This is a genomic window from Arthrobacter alkaliphilus, assembly GCF_021483235.1.
Lineage (GTDB): Bacteria > Actinomycetota > Actinomycetes > Actinomycetales > Micrococcaceae > Arthrobacter > Arthrobacter alkaliphilus.
Genome location: NZ_JAKEEC010000040.1, coordinates 1 through 20,265, shown reverse-complemented (window position 1 = coordinate 20,265; position 20,265 = coordinate 1). Strand labels below are relative to the sequence as shown.

The 20,265-nt window shown below is 64.6% G+C and carries 16 protein-coding genes, 1 tRNA gene and 2 pseudogenes; 8 read left to right on the top strand and 11 right to left on the bottom strand.

Features of this window, described 5'->3' with window-relative positions:
- Positions 1-737 precede the first annotated feature (737 nt).
- The 4 genes and pseudogenes from L0B83_RS18960 to L0B83_RS18945 all read left to right on the top strand — a co-directional run bounded on the left by L0B83_RS18960 (position 738) and on the right by L0B83_RS18945 (position 4,589).
- Positions 738-1,232, top strand: coding sequence for an SRPBCC domain-containing protein (locus tag L0B83_RS18960; protein WP_234760129.1), 495 nt, complete (start codon positions 738-740; stop codon positions 1,230-1,232).
- Positions 1,201-1,674: pseudogene (locus L0B83_RS19950) on the top strand (GNAT family N-acetyltransferase); the annotation flags it as partial. The gene L0B83_RS18960 and the pseudogene L0B83_RS19950, both read left to right, overlap by 32 nt.
- Positions 1,675-1,725: 51 nt before the next feature.
- Positions 1,726-3,144 carry an FAD-binding oxidoreductase gene (locus L0B83_RS18950; RefSeq protein ID WP_234760130.1) on the top strand — a complete coding sequence of 473 codons (1,419 nt, stop codon included), beginning with the start codon at positions 1,726-1,728 and terminating at the stop codon, positions 3,142-3,144.
- A gap of 134 nt (positions 3,145-3,278) precedes the next feature.
- Positions 3,279-4,589 carry an MFS transporter gene (locus L0B83_RS18945; RefSeq protein ID WP_234760128.1) on the top strand — a complete coding sequence of 437 codons (1,311 nt, stop codon included), beginning with the start codon at positions 3,279-3,281 and terminating at the stop codon, positions 4,587-4,589.
- A gap of 59 nt (positions 4,590-4,648) precedes the next feature.
- On the opposite strand, the gene L0B83_RS18940 is transcribed toward L0B83_RS18945, so the two are convergent.
- The 6 genes from L0B83_RS18940 to L0B83_RS18915 form a co-directional block, all read right to left on the bottom strand.
- A complete protein-coding gene (locus tag L0B83_RS18940; RefSeq protein ID WP_234760127.1) occupies positions 4,649-5,902 on the bottom strand; it encodes an amidohydrolase family protein in 1,254 nt (417 codons plus the stop codon).
- Between the two features lie 25 nt (positions 5,903-5,927).
- A complete protein-coding gene (locus tag L0B83_RS18935; RefSeq protein ID WP_234760126.1) occupies positions 5,928-6,950 on the bottom strand; it encodes an ABC transporter ATP-binding protein in 1,023 nt (340 codons plus the stop codon).
- An 8-nt stretch (positions 6,951-6,958) separates the two neighbouring features.
- A complete protein-coding gene (locus L0B83_RS18930) occupies positions 6,959-8,002 on the bottom strand; it encodes an ABC transporter ATP-binding protein (protein ID WP_234760125.1) in 1,044 nt (347 codons plus the stop codon).
- Entirely contained in the window at positions 7,999-9,000 is a 1,002-nt protein-coding gene (locus L0B83_RS18925; RefSeq protein WP_234760124.1) for an ABC transporter permease, read from the bottom strand. Before L0B83_RS18925 ends, L0B83_RS18930 begins: the two co-directional genes overlap by 4 nt.
- A 63-nt stretch (positions 9,001-9,063) precedes the next feature.
- Complete coding sequence (locus tag L0B83_RS18920) at positions 9,064-10,788, bottom strand: ABC transporter substrate-binding protein (RefSeq protein WP_234760123.1); 1,725 nt, start codon at positions 10,786-10,788, stop codon at positions 9,064-9,066.
- 41 nt (positions 10,789-10,829) lie between these two features.
- Positions 10,830-11,762, bottom strand: coding sequence for an ABC transporter permease (locus L0B83_RS18915; RefSeq protein ID WP_268821117.1), 933 nt, complete (start codon positions 11,760-11,762; stop codon positions 10,830-10,832).
- Between the two features lie 363 nt (positions 11,763-12,125).
- Between L0B83_RS18915 and L0B83_RS18910 the strand changes: the two genes are divergently transcribed.
- Entirely contained in the window at positions 12,126-12,797 is a 672-nt protein-coding gene (locus tag L0B83_RS18910; RefSeq protein WP_234760121.1) for a GntR family transcriptional regulator, read from the top strand.
- A gap of 9 nt (positions 12,798-12,806) precedes the next feature.
- Here the strand turns inward: L0B83_RS18910 and L0B83_RS18905 are convergent, their stop codons facing one another.
- From L0B83_RS18905 to L0B83_RS18890, 4 genes are all read right to left on the bottom strand, one after another.
- Positions 12,807-14,216 (bottom strand): DUF4032 domain-containing protein, encoded by a 1,410-nt coding sequence (locus L0B83_RS18905; protein WP_234760120.1) that lies wholly within the window; start codon positions 14,214-14,216, stop codon positions 12,807-12,809.
- A gap of 141 nt (positions 14,217-14,357) precedes the next feature.
- A complete protein-coding gene (locus L0B83_RS18900; RefSeq protein ID WP_234760119.1) occupies positions 14,358-15,440 on the bottom strand; it encodes an ABC transporter ATP-binding protein in 1,083 nt (360 codons plus the stop codon).
- A gap of 194 nt (positions 15,441-15,634) precedes the next feature.
- The gene (gene otsB / locus L0B83_RS18895) at positions 15,635-16,459 is read right to left on the bottom strand and encodes a trehalose-phosphatase (protein WP_234760118.1); all 825 of its coding nucleotides are present in this window, start codon (positions 16,457-16,459) and stop codon (positions 15,635-15,637) included.
- Positions 16,449-17,939, bottom strand: coding sequence for an alpha,alpha-trehalose-phosphate synthase (UDP-forming) (locus L0B83_RS18890; RefSeq protein WP_234760117.1), 1,491 nt, complete (start codon positions 17,937-17,939; stop codon positions 16,449-16,451). The genes otsB and L0B83_RS18890 overlap by 11 nt, the downstream gene beginning before the upstream one ends.
- Before the next feature lie 178 nt (positions 17,940-18,117).
- Here L0B83_RS18890 and L0B83_RS18885 point away from each other — a divergent pair, with 178 nt between their 5' ends.
- On the top strand, positions 18,118-18,996 hold the full coding sequence (locus tag L0B83_RS18885; protein ID WP_234760116.1) for a DsbA family protein: 879 nt from the start codon (positions 18,118-18,120) through the stop codon (positions 18,994-18,996).
- 147 nt (positions 18,997-19,143) lie between these two features.
- Positions 19,144-19,220 (top strand) — tRNA-Thr (locus L0B83_RS18880).
- A gap of 65 nt (positions 19,221-19,285) precedes the next feature.
- Here L0B83_RS18880 and L0B83_RS20055 read toward each other — a convergent pair.
- Positions 19,286-19,660: pseudogene (locus tag L0B83_RS20055) on the bottom strand (FAD-dependent oxidoreductase); the annotation flags it as partial.
- Between L0B83_RS20055 and L0B83_RS18870 the strand changes: the two are divergent.
- Entirely contained in the window at positions 19,636-20,148 is a 513-nt protein-coding gene (locus tag L0B83_RS18870; RefSeq protein WP_234760114.1) for an MFS transporter, read from the top strand. The pseudogene L0B83_RS20055 and the gene L0B83_RS18870 overlap by 25 nt on opposite strands.
- The last annotated feature ends 117 nt before the right edge of the window (positions 20,149-20,265 follow it).

Here is a 20,265-nt window from a genome sequence, read left to right as displayed (position 1 = left end):
ACCCGCCCAGGACCCGCCACACGTGACCGGGCGTCCGCCCATGACTCGCGATACGTGACCGGGCGTCCGCCAAAAACCCGCCAGACGTGACCGGGCGTCCGCCAAAAACCCGCCAGACGTGACCGGGCGTCCGCCAAAAACCCGCCAGACGTGACCGGGCGTCCGACCAAAACCCGCCATACGTGACCGGGCGTCCGCCAAGGGCGCGCCGTGGGTGACCGGGCGTCGGGCAGGGAGTGACCGGATCTGAGCGGGCGTCGGCCAAAAACCCGCCGTAGGTGACCGGGCGTCTGTCAATGACCCTCGGTCACGTATGAGCCTGTTTTCCCANGCAGGGAGTGACCGGATCTGAGCGGGCGTCGGCCAAAAACCCGCCGTAGGTGACCGGGCGTCTGTCAATGACCCTCGGTCACGTATGAGCCTGTTTTCCCAGACCGTCGGTCAGATAAAGGCTTGTTTTCCTGGACCGTCGGTCACATAAGGGCCTGTTTCCCCGGACCCCGGCGCACCTATTACCGGTCCGGGCCCAACGCCGGCTCACATATCACCGGTCACAACCCAACCCCGGCGCACCCATGTGCCCACGGCTGCCACCCCGGATGTGACCGGGCGTCGGGTTGGGAGCGGCTGGATGTGACCGGGCGTCGGGTTGGGGGCGCCCTGATGTGACCGGGCGTCGGTTGGGGAAGGGATTTAGTCCGGGGCAGAGGCGTCGCCGGGCGGTAAAGTTGGTGCACATGGAAAGCCTCTTTAGTCACCCCGCGCCTGACTCCGAACCGCAGCCTGAGGCATCCGGTGAGCTGGAACCCGTGGTGTGCACCGTCGTCGTGCCTTCGCCTGTGGCGCATGCGTTCATGGGCTTCACCGACCACCCGCATCTCTGGTGGCCGATGGAGGAGCACAGCGTGTATGGGGAGGGGTCGCACGTTGAGTTCGAGGAGAATTTGATCCTCGAGACCGCGGACGACGGTCGTACCTCGATATGGGGGACCATCGACGACTGGCAGCCGCCAATGTCCTTCCACGCGAGCTGGTATCCGGGCAGCACAGCGATGTGGTCCACCGAACTCCGCGTGGCCTTCCGCCCGGTTGACGGAGGTACGGAAGTTCGCCTGGTGCACGACGGCTGGGAGGGCTCAGAACACCCCGCTCAGGCCCGTGCGGATTACGCTGCGGACTGGCCCGGAGTTCTCGAGCGCTATGTCCGGTTCATGGGTGGCGGACGTGAATAGAATCCGCCGCCTCCGCCGGACTGACTGGCAATTGCTTCGCGACGTCCGGTTGGAGATGCTGTCGGACACGCCAATGGCCTACCTGGAGAGCCTTGCGGCCGCCCGGCGGCAGACCGACGGCCAGTGGCAGGAGCGCGCAGCCGCGATGTCGGGTGACTCGAGCATCACCCTTGTAGCCGACGACGGGACGGACGGCAGCCCGATCCATGGGCTCATGCGCGTAGTCGTCAAGCAGCCGCAGGATCCTGACCTGCCGCTGCAAGCCATGCTGATCAGCGTGTACGTCGCACCCGGGCATCGGGGCCTGGGCTTGGCTGACCAGTTGCTTGATGAGGCTTGCGCCGTAGCAGCCGCCGAGCTCGGAGCCGGCCTGATCGAACTGGGCGTCCACGAGGACAACGCCCGCGCCAAGGCGTTCTACGAGCGGCACGGCTTTGAATATACCGGTGCCAGCCGGCCGTTTCCGCAGGACAAAGACAGGCTCGAGGTGGTCATGGCCCGACGCCTTTCCCCCGCGGATCCAACCCAGCAAAGCAAAAGCCCGGCCGGGTTCATCGATGAACTGCTCGCTGGCCTCGCGTCGGGGCAGGTCGCCCTCGACGAGCAGACACGGACGAGCCATTCGGCAGACCGAGGGCCCGTCCTGGACTTGCAGCTGCCTTTGGCTGTGGTGTTCGCAGAATCAGTTGAAGACGTGCAGCATGTGGTGCGCACGTGCGCCAAGCATGCTGTTCCGATCGTTGCCCGCGGCGCCGGCACCGGGGTTTCCGGTGGCGCCCACGCCAGCGAAGGATGCATCGTGCTCAGCCTGGTGCGCATGAACCGCATCCTGCAGCTCAACCCCGACGACGAGACCGCCGTCGTCGAACCCGGCGTGGTGAACGCCGACCTGAATGCCGCCGCGGCTGAACACGGCTTGATGTACGCACCGGACCCCGCAAGCTACAAAATGTCCACGATCGGCGGCAATGTGGCAACGAACGCCGGCGGATTGCGCTGCGCCAAATACGGCGTGACAAGGGATTCGGTGCTGGCGCTCGACGTTGTCCTGGCCGACGGTTCGCTCATCCGCACGGGCCACCAGACCTTCAAGGGCGTGGCCGGATACGATCTCACAGCGCTGTTTGTGGGTTCGGAAGGCACGCTGGGTATCGTGGTGGGCGCGACGGTGCGCCTGCGCTACCTGCCCCGCGAGGTGCAGACCGTGGCAGCGTTCTATCCGGACTTCCGTAGTGCCGCGGCGGGCGTCCTGGGGGTCGGCAGGGCCCGGGTTCAGCCCGCCATCATGGAAATGCTCGACGCCGGAACGCTGGCCCAGCTCGACGAACACTACGGTTCGGATCTCGCAAACCGCGGGCAGGCTCTGCTGCTGATCCAGACAGACGGCTTTGGAGCTGAAGCGGAAGCAGCTTTGGTACGGGACGTGCTCGCGGCCGGCGGCGCCACGGTGACGGCGGAATCCAGCGCGGAAGCCGAGCGCCTCATAGAAATGCGGCGCTCGAGCCGGGGTGACGAAGTGGACAACGAATACCGCGTTGGCGAGGACGTTGCCGTTCCGAGGTCGCGGCTTGTGGACTACGTCGCAGCACTCGAGGCCATGTCCGTCACCCACGAGGTCCGGCTCAAGGTGGTGGCCCATGCGGGCGACGGCAACCTGCACCCCACTTTCTGGGTGGACCGCGTGGACGGAGAAGTGGACGCAGATGCCATGTCCCGCCTCAACAAGGCCCTCGACGACTCCATTGATGCCGCGCTGGCGATGGGCGGAACCATCACCGGCGAGCATGGGGTGGGACAGTACAAGCTGCGTTGGCTCGGCCTTGAGCAACCCGGGCCCGTCCGGGCGCTCCAGCACCGCGTCAAGGAGCTTTTCGACCCCACCGGAATTCTCAACCCCGGCAAAGCTATCTAACCTCCTTGGTATTCCAAGCCTGATCGACAAGATCCGGCCGGACGTCCCTTTGCCCTAAATAGCCGCAGTTTACTTTCTCCAACAATCCCTCTAACCTTATTTGGTATACCAAAATGGATTCCGGAGGGTGATCAATGGGACAAGCACAGCCGCGCCGCGGTACGTCCGCTGGGACAGGCCGAAGGACTGCCTGGTTACTCGTTGCTTTGGCGCTTGTCTCCATCAATCTCCGTCCGGCCATCACGACGATCGCCGGCACCATGGGTCAGTTGCAGGCGGGTTTCGGAGTCGACGGGCATCTGCTGCCGCTGCTTGGGGCCTTGCCCGTGCTTGCCTTCGGTGTCTCGGCTCCCTGTGGTCCGTGGCTGGCCCGTCGCCTGGGGACCGGAAAGGCCGTGGCGCTGGCGCTTCTGGTACTCGCCGCGGCGCTGATCGCCCGCGTGACCCTGCCCGGACTGTTGCTGCCCGGGACGTTCCTGGCAGGGGCAGCCATCATGACCGCCAGCGTGCTGGTGCCACAGATCGTCAAGGCCCACCGCGGAACCGGCTGGTGGACGGGGCTATGCACCATGGGCTTCGGGCTGGGCGCGGCATTAGGCGCAGGGCTCGTGCAGCCACTTCAGCATGCCCTCGGTGGGAGCCTTGCATGGGCGCTGGCCGTTTGGGCCGTTCCGGCCTTCCTGGCGGCAGCGCTGATCCACCGTTCCGGTCAAACGGCAGGGCGGGCCGGCGGAACCGACGGAGCCGGCGGAACGGCGTCGGCGGCTGGACTGCGGGACGGCACGACGACGGCGGCCCGCGCCGCGGGGAACGGCGGCACCGTCCCGCTACGGAAGCAGCGGACGGCCTGGGCTGTGACCGCCTTCTTCGGACTGCAAGCCATGCTCTATTTCGCCATTACCTCGTGGCTCGCTGTGTTCCTGGTGTCGAAGGGCCAGTCTCCGGCAGACGCGGCTGGTCTCCTGGCCTGGTTCAGCGTCGCGGGATTGCCCGCGAGCCTGCTGGCCCCCGTCCTCGCGGGCCGTACTGCGGTTTTGAGGTTCATGGCTCCGGGGTTGGGGCTGCTCGTGGCGGCAGCCCTGCTGGGAGTCCTGACCGCACCTGCCGCTATGCAGTTCGTGCTGGTCGGCCTGCTCGGGATTGTCCAGAGCGCAGGTTTCGGGCTCGGAATGGCATTGGTGGTCATTCGTTCAGCGGGACCCGGGAGTGCGGGCAGCCTGTCCGCGATGAGCCAAGGGCTCGGCTTCGCCATCGCCTCCCTGGGGCCCTTGGCGACGGGATTCCTGCATGAGTGGTCCGGCGGTTGGGACGTTCCGTTCTGGGCCCTGGCCACTGAGGCGATGCTGCTCGCCGGGGCCGGCTTCCTCGCGGTGCGCGGGCCGGCTGTGTCCATCGCAGAAGCCGAGTCCGAGCGCGTGACCGAGCCCGCCGCCGTCGGGCGCTAGCCAGAAAGAAAAGCGGCCGGTCCCTGGCAAGGGACCGGCCGCTTTGTTCCAGCGCGGCCCTAGGCGAGTTCGAGCTGGTCCGCCACGACCTTGCCGCGGTGGATCACGGTTCGATCGGTGCCGCGGTCCATGATGGCGGAGGCGACCGTTTCGCCGTCGAGCAGCAGGAGTTCGGCGGGGTCTCCTGCCTCCAGGCCGGGGCGGTGGGCCGTGCCCTTCAAGCGCGTGGCGGAGGGATCCAGGATGCTCGCGCCACCGATGGTGGCGATCGCGAGGCAGTGCTCGATGAGTTCGTCCCGGCGGAAGCCGTGGGTGAAGGCGAGCTGCCACGTGCGGTCGAGCATGTCCGTGTTGCCGTAAGGGGACCAGTAGTCGCGCTGGCCGTCCTCGCCCAAGCCCAGACGGACGCCGGCTTCGGCGAGCAGCGGGATGGGCAGCTGGCTCGCCACGCCCACTGAGCCCGGGGCCACCGACGCCATGGAGATGTCCAGTTCGGCGAACTCGTCGATGAGGCGGCGCGTGGTGGCCTCGTTGACGCTGCCCAGTTGGTAGGCGTGGGACATGGTGACCTTGCCCTGCATTCCCAGGGCCCGCGTCCGCTCAATCACCAGGTCCGTGCTGAAGACGCCCAGCTCGCCCGGCTCATGGAGGTGGATGTCGATGGGCACCTGGTACTTCTCGGCCAGGCCGAACACGATGTCCAGGTGGCGGGCCGGGTCGCGGTCCAGGCTGCACGGATCGATGCCGCCCATCACATTGGCGCCGGCCCTCAGTGCGTCTTCCATGAGCGGGACGGTGCCTTCCTCGAGGAGGAGGCCCGCCTGCGGGAAGGCGATGATGTCGACGTCGGCCTGGTCCTTGAACCGTTCTTTCGCGGCCACGACTGCCTCGAAGCGCTCAAGGCGGCAATCGACGTCGATCTGCGCGTACGATCGCACGCGGGTGGTGCCGCGGGCGATCATCCGTCCGAGGGTGTTGTTGACCCGTTCCTGCAGCGGAACCTCAGCATTGCGCCAGTTCCGCCGGTCGTTGATCATCATGGTCCACACGCCGGGTCCGCCGGTGTGTTCGCGGAACGGCAGGCCGATGCGGGTGGAGTCCAGGTGGACATGGACGTCCGAGAACGACGGCACCAAGAGGCGCCCGCGGCCTTCGACGACGGCGGCGTCGCCTCGCGCGTTAGCGCCTGCGGTGCCGGTAGGGGCTGCGCGCGCAGGGTCGTGCGGTTCGACGCCGGCGATCTTGCCGTCCGCGATAAGGACGTCGCTCAGCGCTTGTCCCCACGGTCGGACGGCGCGGATCAAGGTGTTCAATGTATTGCTCCTTTTGGTATTGGGACTATTGCACATCAGCAAGGGCCGCCGCTGCCATACCCGAATGGTGGCAGGCCGGGGCAGCCGTGCTGGCTGGGGCGGGAATTTCAGTGATGCAACGCTGCTGCTGTTCTTCGCCCAGGGTGCTGAACAACGGGCAACGGGTGCGGAACACGCAGCCGCTGGGCGGATTTGCCGGCGACGGGAGGTCTCCCCGCAGCCGGATCTTTTGCTGCAGGCGGGCGGCGTTGGGATCCGGCAATGGCACGGCGGACAACAGCGCCTTCGTGTAGGGGTGCTTCGGATCGTGGAACAGTTCATCCCTTGGCCCCCGTTCCACGATCTTGCCGAGGTACATGACCGCCACATCGTGCGAAATGTGCCGGACCACGGAAAGATCGTGGGCGATGAAGATGTACGCAACCCCGGTGTCACGCTGAATTTCCTGAAGCAGGTTGACTACTTGGGCCTGCACCGAGACATCGAGGGCGGAAACGGGCTCGTCGCATACGATCACGGAGGGGTTCAGCGAGATGGCTCGGGCGATGCCCACGCGCTGGCGCTGGCCCCCGGAGAACTCGTGCGGGAAGCGGTTGTAGTGCTCGGGCTTGAGGCCTACCTGTTCCAGGAGTTCCTTGACCCGGTTCTTCATGCCGCCTGAGGGGTTGATCTTCTGCGCCAGCATCGGTGCCGCGATGGCCGTGCCCACCGTTTGCCGTGGGTTGAGCGAGGCGAAGGGGTCCTGGAAGATCATTTGGACTTTGCGGCGGAAGTTGTACAGCTCGCGGCCTCCGAGCTGGCTGATGTCGACGCCGTCGATCACGATCCGTCCGCCGGTAGGGTCCATCAGCCGCGCAACCATGCGTCCCGTGGTCGACTTTCCGCACCCCGACTCACCCACGAGCCCCAAAGTCTGGCCGCGCGCGAGGCTGAACGAGACGCCGTCGACCGCCTTGACTCTCTTTGACCCTTTCGGGGAGAAGAGCCCGCCCTTGATGGGGAAGTGCTTTTGGAGGTTCTGCACGTGGAGAATTGCCTGCGTGTCCATGGCGGGTCCTAACGCGTATTCCGAAGGGTAAGGATCTGACGGCGGTCCAGGTGGCAGCGCGTGCCGTGACCGCCCTCGACGACGAGCCCCGGCCGAGTGCTTGCGCATACGCCGTCGCCGGCGAGGGCCGCGTAGTCGCACCGAGCGCTGAAAATGCAGCCCTTCGGAAGGTCGAGGAGCGACGGCGGTTGGCCCGGAATGGGGTTGAGCCTGCGTGCTGAACTGTTGAGGGTTGGCATCGATTTGAGGAGGCCGAGCGTGTAGGGATGCTGCGTGTCGTAGAAGATTTCGTCCACTGGCCCGGATTCGACGCACTGGCCGCCGTACATGACCAGCACGGAATCGCAGACTTCGGCCACCACGCCAAGATCGTGCGTGATGAGTATGAGCGCTGAGTTGGTTTCCTGCTGGAGTTCGGACATGAGATCCAGGATCTGTGCTTGCACGGTAACGTCCAGCGCCGTGGTTGGTTCGTCTGCGATGAGCAGCTCCGGCTCGCAAATCAAAGCCATCGCGATCATGGCCCGTTGGCGCATCCCTCCGGAGAAGTGGTGCGGGTATTCGTCGTAGCGCTGTTCGGGACTGGGAATGCCCACCCGGCCAAGCATGTCGACGGCGGCCGCCCGCGCCTGCTTCTTGCTCGCCGTGTTGTGGACGAGGTATGCCTCGGCGATCTGCTCGCCCACCGTGAAGAAGGGGTGCAGGGCAGAGAGGGGATCCTGGAAGATCATCCCGATGTTCCGGCCACGCAGTTGGCGCATCCGGGACTCGGGCAGAGTGACCAAGTCCTTGCCTTGGAACAACGCCTGGCCTGTGACCTGCGCAGATGTTCCCTTGAGCAGTCCCATGAGGGCTTGGCTCGTGACCGATTTGCCCGAGCCGGACTCACCGACGATGCCGAGGGTTTGTCCGCGTTCCAGGGAGAAGTCCATGCCGTTCACCGCCGAGACCAGGCCATCGTCGGTGGGGAACTTCACGGACAGGTTCCGGACCTCCAGGAAGGCGCCGGTTTCGTTGGCCGAAGCGGGCGAACTGGGTTGGAGCTGGGTCATTGGAGCCTCACTCGGGGATCGATGGCGGCGTAGGCGAGGTCGACGGCGACATTCGCGACGATGACAAAGAATGCGGCCAGCATGGTGATGGCCATGGTGACCGGAAGGTCGCCTGAAATGGCGGCGCGGACGGCCGTGAATCCGAGACCCGGGACGGAGAAGATCTGCTCGGTGAGGACGGCGCCGCCGAGAAGGAGCCCGATGTCCATGCCGAGCATGGTGACCACTGGAGTGATACCGGCCCGGACCCCGTGCTTGAACGTCACTATCCGGGGAGCAAGCCCCTTCGCTCGGGCTGTCCGGATGAAGTCTTCGCTGAAAGTCTCGATCATGTTGGTCCGGGTGACCCTAATGTAGGCCGCGCTGAAAAGCACCGCGAGGGCAACCCAAGGCAGGAAGTAGTTGAGCACCCACGCCCACGGGCCATGCGGACCGAAGGCACCGTTGATCTCGTTCGTCGTGAACGGAAGGAGGTGCAATTGGTTGACGAAGACCAACAGCAGGAAGAGGCCGGTAACCGGGATCGGCAAGGAGACGCCGACGGACGCCGCGCCGACGATGAACTTGTCCGTCGCGGATCCCTTCCTGAGGGCGGCCAGCAAACCGAGTCCGACGCCGGAAATGGTCCAGAGCACGAGGGCGCCGACGGCGATGGAGAGCGTGTACGGCAGGGAGCGGGCGATGATGTCCGAGACGTTTTCATTGGTTTGGAACGATTTGCCCAGGCACGGCCATTGGCAGATCGATTCGGCTCCGGGGGCACCGATCATGCGCGGAGAGACCAATCCCCGCATGTAGTCGAGGTACTGGATGAGGAAAGGATGGTCCATGCCGAGGGCCACACGGGCTTCGGTAATGCGTTCGGGGGTGCATTCCTGGCCGCAGGCGGCCGACGCGGGATCGGCCGGTCCAAGCTGGAAAAGGGTGAAGGTGATGAAGCTGACGGTGACGAGAAGCAGGATCAGCGATCCTGCCCGGCGAAAGATGAATCTGGTCATGGTGGTGGTTGCGGGCCGTCCGGCGCTCGCCGGACGGCCCGCCTCCCTTCTGTGCTGGCCCGGTTAGTGCTCGACGCCGACGATCGAGAGATCGATTCCGCCGAAGAAGTAGCCCACTTGGGCGTTGCGGATGTTCGACCCCACAACGCTGTTGGTGTGGCTGCGGATGAGCGGGATGATCGGGTAGGTCTTGAGGGCCTTGCCGAACGCTTCGGACCACTGCTTGCCTAGTTCCTCCGAGGTTCCGGCCGTGTTCCGCAGCTCGTACATGGCCTTGGAAACGTGCGGGTCGAAGTAGCGCGAGGTGTTGGAGAAGCCGTAGCTGGTGCCGTCGTTGTTCGGGCCCAGGATCGGATCGGCAGACGTCCGCACGGACGCGGGGTCGGCACCGCCGCACCAGCCCGAGCGCGCAATATCCGGCAGTTGGTCGCTGGCCAGGACGGAGTAGTAGTTCGGGGCCGGGATCGGAACGAGCTGCACGTCGATGCCCAAGGCCTTGAGGTTCTGCTGGATCACAGTGCCGGTGTTCTTGTAAGCGTCCCGGTTGTTGGCGTACCCGTAGGTGAGGCTCTTTGGATAGGTTTTGCCCTCAAGGAGCTTCTTGGCTTCCTCCAGTTTGGGCTTCCCGGCGGGGTCGATCTCCAGATCTTGGGGAACGTAGCCGTGCATCTTGGCGTTGAGCGGGGACTGGGTGAGTTCTCCAAACCGGCGGCCGCCGTACTGGACCAGGATGGACTGACGATCCAACGCGAGGGCGATGGCCTTTCGGACGTCAGGATCGGTGATCTTCTCGGTGTTGAGGCTCAGGACGTCGTTGCAGCCCAAGAGTCCCGAAGCTACCCGGTCCTTGACGCTGGCATCAGTGAGCTTGGCTGCGTCGGACGTCTGGAGTGCGCCGTTGGAGTCCAGGGTCAGGGCATTGGGATCGGAGTTGGCCAGGAGCTGCTGGCTGATGGTGGCCTGGGAGGTGGAGAGCGAGAAGCTGAAGGTGTCCGGAAGCGCCGTCCGGTTAGGGTCAGTGGACGGGTCCCAATTCGGGTTGCGCACCAGCTTGAGCGACTTGCCCCGGCTGTAGGAATCAACCATGTAGGGTCCGGAAGACACCGGGTGGTTGGTGTAGTCCAGCTTCGTGTCCTTGTCCTTGGGGACCGGGGAAGTGTTCGAACGGGAGGCCAAGGCAGGGAATTCGGCGAACGGCTTCTTGAAATGGAAAACGATGGTGCGTTCGTCGGGCGTTTCAACGGCCTTGAGGTCAGCGGAAGGGTCCTTGTACGGACCCTTGTAGCCACCGGCGTCGAGGGCTGCGTTGAGCTCTTGCGGTGCTTGGGTGTAGACGTCCTGGGCGAAGGTCCGTTCGATTCCATACTTGACGTCGGCGGAGGTAATGGGACGGCCGTCCTCGAACTTGACGCCCTTTTGAAGGGTAAAGGTCCAGGTGAGTCCGTCTTTGGACACCTGGCCCGTGTCCGTGGCGAGGTCCGGGACGATGGTGGGCGGCTGGCCGGCCGTCTCCTTCGCCATGGTGAGGTTCCTGTAGTACAGCTGGCCGACGTTGGCTGTTTGGACGTAGTTGCTGTTGCCCGGGTCCAAGGTTTGGAAATCGGAGGACATCAGGACGTTGATGTTGCCGCCCCTGGTGGTGAAACCGGGCTTGACCACCTCGGGGGCCTGCTCGTTGCTCGAAGCGCCGGAGGCGGTGGCGCCGGGCTGGTTTTGGCCGGCCGCGCAGCCTGAGGCGGCAGTGGTAATCACTACGGCAAGCGCCAGCGCTCTGGTGGGGGTATTCATTGTGCTCCTCATGGGGTGGGTTATATGGAGGTTGATGGGGATCAGTGGCGTGAGGCCTTGGGGTCCAGGGCATCGCGCACGGCGTCGCCGAGGAGGTTGAACGCAAGGACGGTGAGGATGAGCATGGCGCCGGGCACGGCCAGGAACCACGGATCGCTGAGGTACCAGTTGCCGGATTGGGCTGCGTTGAGCATTTGGCCCCACGACGGAGTGGGGTCCTTGACGCCGACGCCGAGGAAGGACAGCGCTGCCTCCGCGGAGATGTTCGTAGGGATGAGCATGGCGGCATAGACGAGGACAACTCCCATGACATTCGGAATGATCTGCCGGAACAACACGCTCAGGTGCGAGGCGCCGAAGGACCGGGCTGCCTCGACGAACTCGCGCTCGCGGAGGCTCAGGACTTGGCCGCGGACGATCCGGGCGAGGTATGCCCACCCGAAGAAGCCCAGGATGATCACGAGGGATGCCATCGGGAGGAAGCTGCCTTGGCCCAGCGGGGTATCGCGGAGCCGTGACTGCAGGATGGGGGTCAGGGAGAGGACCAGCAGGAGGTGCGGGAAGGCGAGGAAGAGATCCATGATCCGGCTGATGACGGCGTCCGTCTTCCCGCCGAAATAGCCCGCGGCTGCGCCGATGACGGTTCCCAGGGCCACTGAGACCGCGGTGGACAGCAAAGCAATGGTGAGGGAGACCTGGGCACCCGAGGCGAGGCGGGCAAAGAGGTCGCGCCCCAAGCCGGGTTCCACGCCCAGCCAATGGCTCGCCGAAGGGTACATGTATCCGGGGAGCGGCAATCCGGGGGTCTGGAGGTCATCCAGTACGTCCGGGCTGGTGTTGGAGGTGAAGGGATCGTTGCCGGACATTGTGCTGAGCAGCGGACCGAGGATGGCGAACAGGATGATCGCGGTCACCACGCCCAGGCTCAACAATGCGATTTTGCTCCGGCGGATCCGCAGCCAAGCCGTGGCCAGGAGCGACCGTGCCTCTGCGGTTGAGGCGCGCGGGGAAGTACTCGACGATGTGGCTGGGGACGTGGGGGAGGACGGACTCGCAGCAGTAGGTTCGGCGCTGGACTGTAGCTGGGTCAACGGGGTGCTCGTTTCATGGTCCAAGGAGCAAGCTCCGGAACTTTTTGTATACCAAAAAAAGACTAGAGCACGTTTCTTGCGATGTAAATCACAAAATGCGGCAATCTGGGATACCAAACACGGAACGAGGGCTAGTTCGTGTCTTCACTTCGCAACGCCTTTCCCAAGGCAGCGAAAGAGCTGTTTCCTGCCGTGTATGCTCGGGTGGAATGCAGGACGAGGGGAATCGAAAGGAGGCCGAAGCCGATGCCGGAAACGTTGACAGCCCGCGACGACGAAGCCTTGGCCGAACAGGTCTACCAGCTGGTTCTTGAGGCAATCGTGGCGGGGAAATACGAACAGGGTGCGCGTCTGCGCGAACGGGAGCTCTCCGAGCTTTACAACGTTTCGCGAATCCCGGTACGGGAGGCCATCCAACGCCTTGAGCAGGACGGCTTCGTGGAAACCTTCCCCCGCCGGGGCGCCGTGGTGCGCCAATTGACGCTCACCGATGTCAACGAACTCTTCGACGTGCGGCTGTGCCTGGAAACGTTCGCGGCCCGGATGGCCGCCGCCCGCGTCGCGGCAGGCGAACCGGGCGGCCGCCTGCGGGAACTCCTCGACGATGCGAGGCAAGCGATCGACGACGGCCGGAGTGACGACGTTGTACGCCTCAGCGCGGCCTTCCACGCCGAAATCGTCCGGCTGTCCGGAAACCGGCTGCTGATCGAATCGGTCAAGCCGTTGTTCGGCCGCATGCGCTGGATCTTCGGGCTGGCCCACAACCGCAGCAACGAACTGCAGCGCGACGAGCACATGGAATTGTGCAACGCCATCCTCGGCGGCAAGGCGGACCTCGCCTACACGCTGGCCTACTCCCACATCGAGCTCGGACGTGAGCCCGTGCTCAAGGGGCTCGCGCAGACGTTGGAGCCCTAAAGCCCCGCGCTAGTCGTCGGAGTCCGGATATTCGTCCTCGTCGTACCGGGATTCCTCGGCTTCAGCGTCGAGGATCTTGAGCATCGCGGTGTCCGGATTGAGCATGATGGCTGCCTCGTCACGCCGATGGCGCAGGATGGTGTCCAGGTAGGACTGCACGGCTTCAGCCAAGGGGATGTAGCTGTCCTGCTTCTCGCTCATGTACCAGCGGTGCTCGAGGACTTCGTGGACTACTTCCGCGGGCTCAAGCTTGCCTGCGAGGTCGCGCGGGATGGATCGGACGATCGGCTCGAAGATCTGGCTGACCCACGTGTGGGCGCTGATTTCCTCATCCATGTCCGGGTTGTTGTCCGCCCGGAACTGGTCCATGTCGTTGAGCAGCCGCCGGGCCTGGTTCTCCTGCGCATCCAAACCCGTGAGGCGGAGAAGACGCCTCTGGTGATGCCCGGCGTCGACCACCTTGGGCTGGAGCTGAATGGTTGAGCCGTCCGGAGTGGTCTTGATCGCGTATTCCTCGACGTCGAAGCCGAGTTCGTTGAGGCGGCGGATGCGGGCGCCCACGCGCCACCGTTCGTCGAGCTCGAACGATTCCTTTTCGGTGAGTTCCGCCCACAGCCGGCGGTAGGAGTCCATGATGAGCTCCGACGTCGCCACCGGATCCACCTTCTCCTCGATCAGCCCGCCTTCGAGCAGGTCCATGAGTTCCCCGGCGATGTTGACGCGGGCGATCTCCAAATCGTATTCCCGTTGGCCCATCGACAGATCGGGATACAGCTCGCCGGTCTCGGCATCCACCAGGTACGCGGCGAACGCGCCGGCGTCGCGGCGGAACAAAGTGTTGGACAGGGAAACGTCGCCCCAATAGAAACCGATCAAGTGCAGGCGGACCAAGAGCAGCGCTTGGGCGTCGATAAGCCTGGTCAGGGTGTCCCGGCGCAGCATCTGGGAGAAGAGTGCGCGGTACGGCATGGAGAACTTGAGGTGCCGGGTGACCAGCACCGGGTTCAGGGGCTTGCCGTCAACAGTCGTGCGGCCAGTGATGACCGCGACCGGCTCGACGCAAGGCACATCCATCCGTGCCAGCTTGCGGAGCATGTGGTATTCGTGCCGGGCAACGTGCTCGGACGTTTCTTTGATGGCGATGACGGAGCCGCCCAAATGTGCGAAACGCACGATGTGCCGGGAGATACCGCGGGGCAGCGCGGCGAGGTACGCGGCGGGCCAGTCCTCGAGTGCGATGTGCCATGGCAGGTCCAGGAGCTCGGGATCGGCCGCCGCGGCGGTGATGTTGAGGGATCCGATGACACCCGCCGGCGGCGCCGCGTCATTGGCGCTCGCAGCCTCGGTACGCGGAAGTTTGCCGATCTGCGCGTAGTCTGTGGGTTCGTCATGCCACTTGGCACCGCTTTGCTCGGTCATGGGGTCAATTCTTCCCTATGGAGGCTGTTGTTAACGACGACGGCGGCCCGTCCAGTGGAGGGGCCGCCGTGCGACTTATCTGGGCCCACGCCGGCAGGGTTCCCTAGCCGAAGCGGAGCGAGGTTAGGGGGGTGGTGGGGATTAGTCGCCCAGGCGAAGGCCGGACTTGGTGTCGAACAGGTGCACGTGGCCCTGCTGCGGACGTACCCAGATGGACTCGCCCTTCATCGGAGGACGGCGGCCGTCGACGCGCGCCACGATGTCGTGGTCCTTGCCGTCCAGCGTGGTGTGGCCGTAGACGTAAGCGTCGGCACCGAGCTCTTCGACGACGTCGACCTCGACCTGGAGGCCTTCGCCCGAGGGAGCGGATTCCAGGTCCTCGGGACGGGTACCGAGGGTGACCGTGCGGCCGTGTGCTTCTTCGAGGACGTCGTGCTGCACAGGGTAAACCGTGCCGCCGAACTGGACGCCGCCGTCGACGACGGGCAGTTCCAGCAGGTTCATGGCAGGGGAGCCGATGAAGCCGGCCACGAAGACGTTCTGCGGGCGGTCGTACAGGTTGCGCGGGGTGTCTACCTGCTGCAGCAGACCGTCCTTGAGAACGGCAACGCGGTCACCCATGGTCATGGCCTCGACCTGGTCGTGCGTGACGTAGACGGTAGTGACACCGAGCCGGCGGGTCAGGGATGCGATCTGCGTACGGGTCTGGACGCGGAGCTTGGCGTCGAGGTTCGAGAGCGGCTCGTCCATGAGGAAGACCTGCGGGTTACGGACGATTGCACGGCCCATGGCAACACGCTGGCGCTGGCCACCGGAGAGCGCCTTCGGCTTGCGGTCCAGGTACTGCTCAAGGTCAAGAAGCTTGGCTGCTTCGCGGACACGCTCGGCGCGCTCTTCCTTGGAAACGCCGGCGATCTTGAGTGCGAAGCCCATGTTGTCCGCAACCGTCATGTGCGGGTACAGCGCGTAGTTCTGGAAGACCATTGCGATGTCGCGGTCCTTCGGCGGAACGTCGGTGACATCGCGGTCACCGATCAGAATGCGCCCGGAGTTCACGTCTTCGAGGCCTGCGAGCATGCGCAGGGAGGTGGACTTACCGCAACCGGAGGGTCCGACGAGGACCAGGAATTCGCCATCGGCGATGTCGATGTTGAGCTTATCGACGGCGGGCTTATCTGTGCCCGGGTACAGACGCGTAGCGTTATCAAAAGTAACTGTTGCCACAGTTATCAATCCCTTCACCGGCAGGTACGTGCCGGACGATCCGTTGTGAATGGTTCATGTTTATTTAATTGGACTCCCCGCCACGGGCTTGGCCCGGGCAGGGGAGGCTGAGCGACGCCGCACGGTTCTTGTGCGCCACATCACAACCAAGAGTATGGCAGCAACCCGGGTTATTCGCCCATATGTTACGAACGTCACATATGAGGTGTGTCTCGCAAGACCTCGCGGCGCCGTTCGCGAAGTACGGTCTCCAAAAGCTCAGCGACGTGGACGGGAGCCTCGACACGGAACTCGGCCTGGGTGAAATCCAGACCAACCTTCACCCCGACGTCCCCGGCGCGGAGCCTGGCGATTGCGTCCTCATCCGTCACATCGTCGCCGGCGAAAAGGATCCCGGTTGCCGAGGTCGCCTGGCGCAGGAACTCGACAGCCTCGCCTTTGGAGGCATGCACCACCGAGGTTTCGAGAACCCGTTTGCCGTTCTTGAGGAAAACCCCCGGACGGGCCTCGAGTGCCGCACGGGCAGCGGTAACGGCGTCCTCGGCCACGTCATCGGCGGCCTGACGGGTATGGAGCACGACGCCGGCAGGCTTGTCTTCGAGGACCGTTCCCGGAGCTTCCTGCGAGATTCCGGCCAAGACCTCGCGGACTTCGGCAAGGAGTTCCCTTTGGTCGTCGTCGAGCCGGAGTTCCGCCGAGCCGGGGCCCATCCAGGCTTCTGCTCCATGGCTGCCGATCAGCAGCGTGGCCTCAGGGGGCGAGGCGACCGCCCGCAAACTCGCCAGTGCGCGCCCCGAGATGAGCGCCGTCGTCGTCCTCGGGAGTTTGGCGAGTTCGACGAGAGCGGCGGCTGAGCGGGCGAGCGGCCGTGCGGCGTCGGCGTGGTCCACGATCGGGGAGATGGTGCCGTCAAAGTCCATCGCCACCAAAAGGTGTTCGGTGCCCGCGATCCTGCGAACGGCGTCGAGCAGCTCGGGGGGCAGGCTCAATGGGGGAGTGGCCTGTGTCTCAGAAGTCATCGCGCACCGCGGTTTCCGCCAGGGCCGAGAGGAATTCGGCTGACCAATGATCGACGTTGTGGTCGAGGATTTGCTTGCGCATCGACTTCATCCGACGGCGGGATTCGTTCGGGGACATGTTCACGGCCCTCATGATCGTGTTCTTGAGGCCATCGATGTCATGCGGATTTATGAGGAGCGCTTGTTTGAGTTGATCGGCCGCGCCGGTGAATTCACTGAGGACCAAGGCGCCGGTGGTGTTGGTCCGTGCTGTGACATATTCCTTGGCCACGAGGTTCATGCCGTCCCGCAACGCGGTGACCAGCATGACATCGGCCGCTAGGTAGAGGGCGACCATTTCCTCCACCGGGTAGCTGTGGTGGAGGTAGCGGACGGCGGTGTTCTGCATGGTGTCATAGGTGCCGTTGATGTGGCCTACGGTGCCTTCAATTTCTTCGCGCAAGAGCCTGTATTGCCGCACGCGCTCGCGGCTGGGGCTCGCAACCTGGATCAGCGTGGCGTCCTCCACGGTGAGCCGGCCTTCCTTGAGGAGTTCCTCAAAGGCCTTCAAGCGGTGGGGGATGCCCTTGGTGTAGTCGAGGCGGTCCACGCCCAGGAGGATCGTCTTGGGGTTGCCGAGGTCCTCGCGGATCTGCCGGGAACGCTCGATGATGTCCGGACGCTCCGCGAGCTCGCTGATCTGGTCCACCGCAATGGAGATCGGGAAGGCCTGTGCGCGGGCAATGTGGCTGGTCTGCCCATCCGGCCCCTTGACCAGGACCTGCTGCTGCTTGACACTCGCGCCAACGAAGCGGCGTGCCGAGCGAAGGAAGTTTGCCGCGTCGCTGGAGCGCTGGAATCCCACCAGGTCGGCGCCGAGCAGTCCTTCGATGATGGCCTGGCGCCACGGCAATTGGGCGAAGATCTCCGGGGCCGGGAACGGGATGTGGTTGAAGAAGCCGATGCGCAGGTCCGGGCGGGCTTGGCGGAGCATGCTCGGCACGAGCTGGAGTTGGTAGTCCTGCACCCACACGGTGGCTCCGCGGTCCGCGTACTGGATGACGGCGTCGGCGAAGCGGCGGTTGACGCGGCGGTAGCTGTCCCACCATGTCCGGTGAAACTCCGGTGGAGCAATGACGTCGTGGTAGAGCGGCCACAGGGTCGCGTTGGAGAACCCTTCGTAATAGTGCTCAACATCGTCCGTGCTCAGTGCCACGGGAATCAGATCCATGCCACTGTGGCTGAAGGGCTCCAACACCTCGTCCGGGGCGCCGTGCCAGCCCACCCATGAGCCCTCGGCCTTGGTCATCATCGGCGCGAGGGCAGTCACCAGGCCGCCCGGGGAGCGCCGCCAGCCTTCCTCGCCGTTTTCCCCGTCGTCGCTGGAGTACCGGTCTACTGGAAGGCGGTTGGAGACCACGATGAAATCGTGCTTCCGGGCGTTTGGAGCCTGGTTTCCTTCGGGCGCGTTGTCAGTTTTTTCGCTTACCTTTTCTTGCATTGCTGCTCCCTGGGGTTGCTCGTGACTCACTTCCACCCTACCGGCGGGAATCATCAAGGACGCTTGCTCGTTCGTCAGACGGGAGTCGAAGAGCCCAGCAATGCTTCCAGTCGCCTCCCGTAAACTGGCACCGTTGCGATTGCCAACACCAACGCCGTCGATCAATCACGAGGAACTGATGAGCCCCGCAAACGAACCACGCCTGTCCAAGGCAGAGCGCACCGCCCAGGCACGAGAAAAGGCCCGCGCCATCCGCGAAGCTCAGCTGAAGAAAGACAAGCGCAACAAGTTGCTCATCGGATGGGGAATCGTGGTTGCCGTCGTGGCGATCCTCGCGGTCATCGGCCTCGTGACCGCCCAGACCATCGCCAACAACGCGCCGATCGCCGATCAGGGCCCGACGCCGGCGAACGCCAACGTGCACGGCGGCGTGACGCTGCTCAAGGGCACCGATGTGGCCAAGGTGCCTGCAGGCAGCGTAAGCTTGGCGTCCCTGCCGGCTGCCCCGGCCACCCCGCCTGCCACAGTCACCGCACCCGGTGCCGAGGCCGAAGCTGGAAAGCCCGTCAAGGTTGTGGCGTACATCGACTTCATCTGCCCCATTTGCAAGAACTTCGAGAGCACCTACAGCCAGCAGCTGACCCAATTGCGCAACGACGGCAAGATCACTCTTGAGTACCGTCCGTTCGGCTTCCTGGACGCCAGCTCCAGCACCAACTACTCCTCCCGCGCAGCCAACGCCGCAGCGTGCGTGGCGAACACCTCGCCGGACAAGTACTCGGCCCTCGTCGACCTGCTCTACGCGCAGCAGCCAGCCGAAGGCAGCCCGGGCATTTCGGACAACGACCTCAAGAAGTTGGCCACCCAGGCCGGATCGGCCAACATCGACTCCTGCATCGACAACAAGACCTACCGGCCTTTCGTCAAGGTAGTCACGCAAGAGGCCAAGAACATCGGGATCGCCGGCACGCCCACGGTCTTCATCGACGGCCAGCAATGGGACAACAAGGCGGACTTCATGACGGTACTGAACGCGGCCATCACCGCTAAGAAGTAGTACCCCGGCCTTCGGCCTCCCGTCCGCTGGAATTTCCGTGGGCGGGAGGTCTTGGGCTACCCTTATCTAGCGCTCGCGCGCACCAGCTCCGGCTCGCCGGGGCGTCATCCCGGTCCGCCGGGTATCAGTCCCGATTCGCCGGGGCGCGCCTCCTTAGCTCAGTTGGCCAGAGCACCGCTCTTGTAAAGCGGGGGTCGTCGGTTCGAATCCGACAGGGGGCTCCACGAACGCCGAGGCGGATCTGGCCGCCGTCGGCCTTGACGTCTTCGCCGAGCGACCGGGTCAGTCCGGGGTAATCGATGATGGCGGTATGCGGAGAGTGCAGCGCGGCGATCCCTCCGGTGCACCCCGGTTCCAGCTCACGCAGCCGCTCGCGGTCGATGATGGCGACGTCGGGGACGCCGTTAGCCTTGGCCCGTTCGAAGATGCTGTGCAGCCGCTCGAGCTCGAGGTTGGTCCGGGCTACTACAACCTTTCCGCATTCGTCGTAGGCGATGTTGTTCTTGGCGGCGTATTCGGCCAGCAGATCGACTGCGCGGCGGCAGAGCCGGGCCTTGGGCGAGCCGGGTTCGTAGTAGAGCCCGGCGTGGACGACGCCGGAGTTGTGGCCGGTCTGGTGTCCTGGAAAAGTCGCAAGGCATGAGCGTTCTGAGCAGCGGAATATACTCCGTGATTCCTTGGCTTGTGGCGGTTATCGCCGAGCTCGCCATTGCTGGGTGGTTGGTGGATCGGCTCATCCGGCGTGGATTTGACCCGACGAAGACCCGGCGGGCCTTCCTGGTCTTCAGCTTGGTTGGTGCGCTGGGCGTCGCGGGAACCGTGACGACCCACGACATCGTTGCCGTGATGGTCTATCTCTCGATCGGCGCTGCCGGGCTGGCTGTCAACGCTCCGACGGGTCAGAGCATCATTACCCTCATCGCGCCCCGGGGATCGGTGGCTTCTTTGGGCGGTATTGTCAACGGAGCGGCAAACCTTCTGGGATTGGCCGCCCCGATCGTAACCGGATTCGTCGTGGAGGCCACCGGAAGTTTTGCGGGCGCCTTCGTCATCGCCGGGATCGTGACCGCGATAGGAATAATCTCGTACGTCGTGGTGCTGGGCCGGATCGAACAGATTCCCGAACCGTCCCGTGCGGTTGCGCCTGCGTAACCCGGCTCAGGCTCGGCAATGAAGAAGGTCCCGTCTGATGGCATCAGACGGGACCTTCTTCTGCCCTTAGGGGCTTGGTGGTTATTTGAGTTGGTATCCGGAGACGTCGGCGATGAT

Bases quoted from the DNA above. Each gene is read 5' to 3' on its own strand.
- L0B83_RS18885 (WP_234760116.1), top strand. From the start codon at position 18,118: ATGAGCCCCGCAAACGAACCACGCCTGTCCAAGGCAGAGCGCACCGCC.
- L0B83_RS18890 (WP_234760117.1), bottom strand. From the start codon at position 17,939: ATGCAAGAAAAGGTAAGCGAAAAAACTGACAACGCGCCCGAAGGAAAC.
- L0B83_RS18920 (WP_234760123.1), bottom strand. From the start codon at position 10,788: ATGAATACCCCCACCAGAGCGCTGGCGCTTGCCGTAGTGATTACCACT.
- L0B83_RS18935 (WP_234760126.1), bottom strand. From the start codon at position 6,950: ATGGACACGCAGGCAATTCTCCACGTGCAGAACCTCCAAAAGCACTTC.
- L0B83_RS18925 (WP_234760124.1), bottom strand. From the start codon at position 9,000: ATGACCAGATTCATCTTTCGCCGGGCAGGATCGCTGATCCTGCTTCTC.
- L0B83_RS18950 (WP_234760130.1), top strand. From the start codon at position 1,726: ATGGCCCGACGCCTTTCCCCCGCGGATCCAACCCAGCAAAGCAAAAGC.
- L0B83_RS18870 (WP_234760114.1), top strand. From the start codon at position 19,636: ATGAGCGTTCTGAGCAGCGGAATATACTCCGTGATTCCTTGGCTTGTG.
- L0B83_RS18905 (WP_234760120.1), bottom strand. From the start codon at position 14,216: ATGACCGAGCAAAGCGGTGCCAAGTGGCATGACGAACCCACAGACTAC.
- L0B83_RS18930 (WP_234760125.1), bottom strand. From the start codon at position 8,002: ATGACCCAGCTCCAACCCAGTTCGCCCGCTTCGGCCAACGAAACCGGC.
- L0B83_RS18960 (WP_234760129.1), top strand. From the start codon at position 738: ATGGAAAGCCTCTTTAGTCACCCCGCGCCTGACTCCGAACCGCAGCCT.
- otsB (WP_234760118.1), bottom strand. From the start codon at position 16,459: ATGACTTCTGAGACACAGGCCACTCCCCCATTGAGCCTGCCCCCCGAG.
- L0B83_RS18910 (WP_234760121.1), top strand. From the start codon at position 12,126: ATGCCGGAAACGTTGACAGCCCGCGACGACGAAGCCTTGGCCGAACAG.
- L0B83_RS18945 (WP_234760128.1), top strand. From the start codon at position 3,279: ATGGGACAAGCACAGCCGCGCCGCGGTACGTCCGCTGGGACAGGCCGA.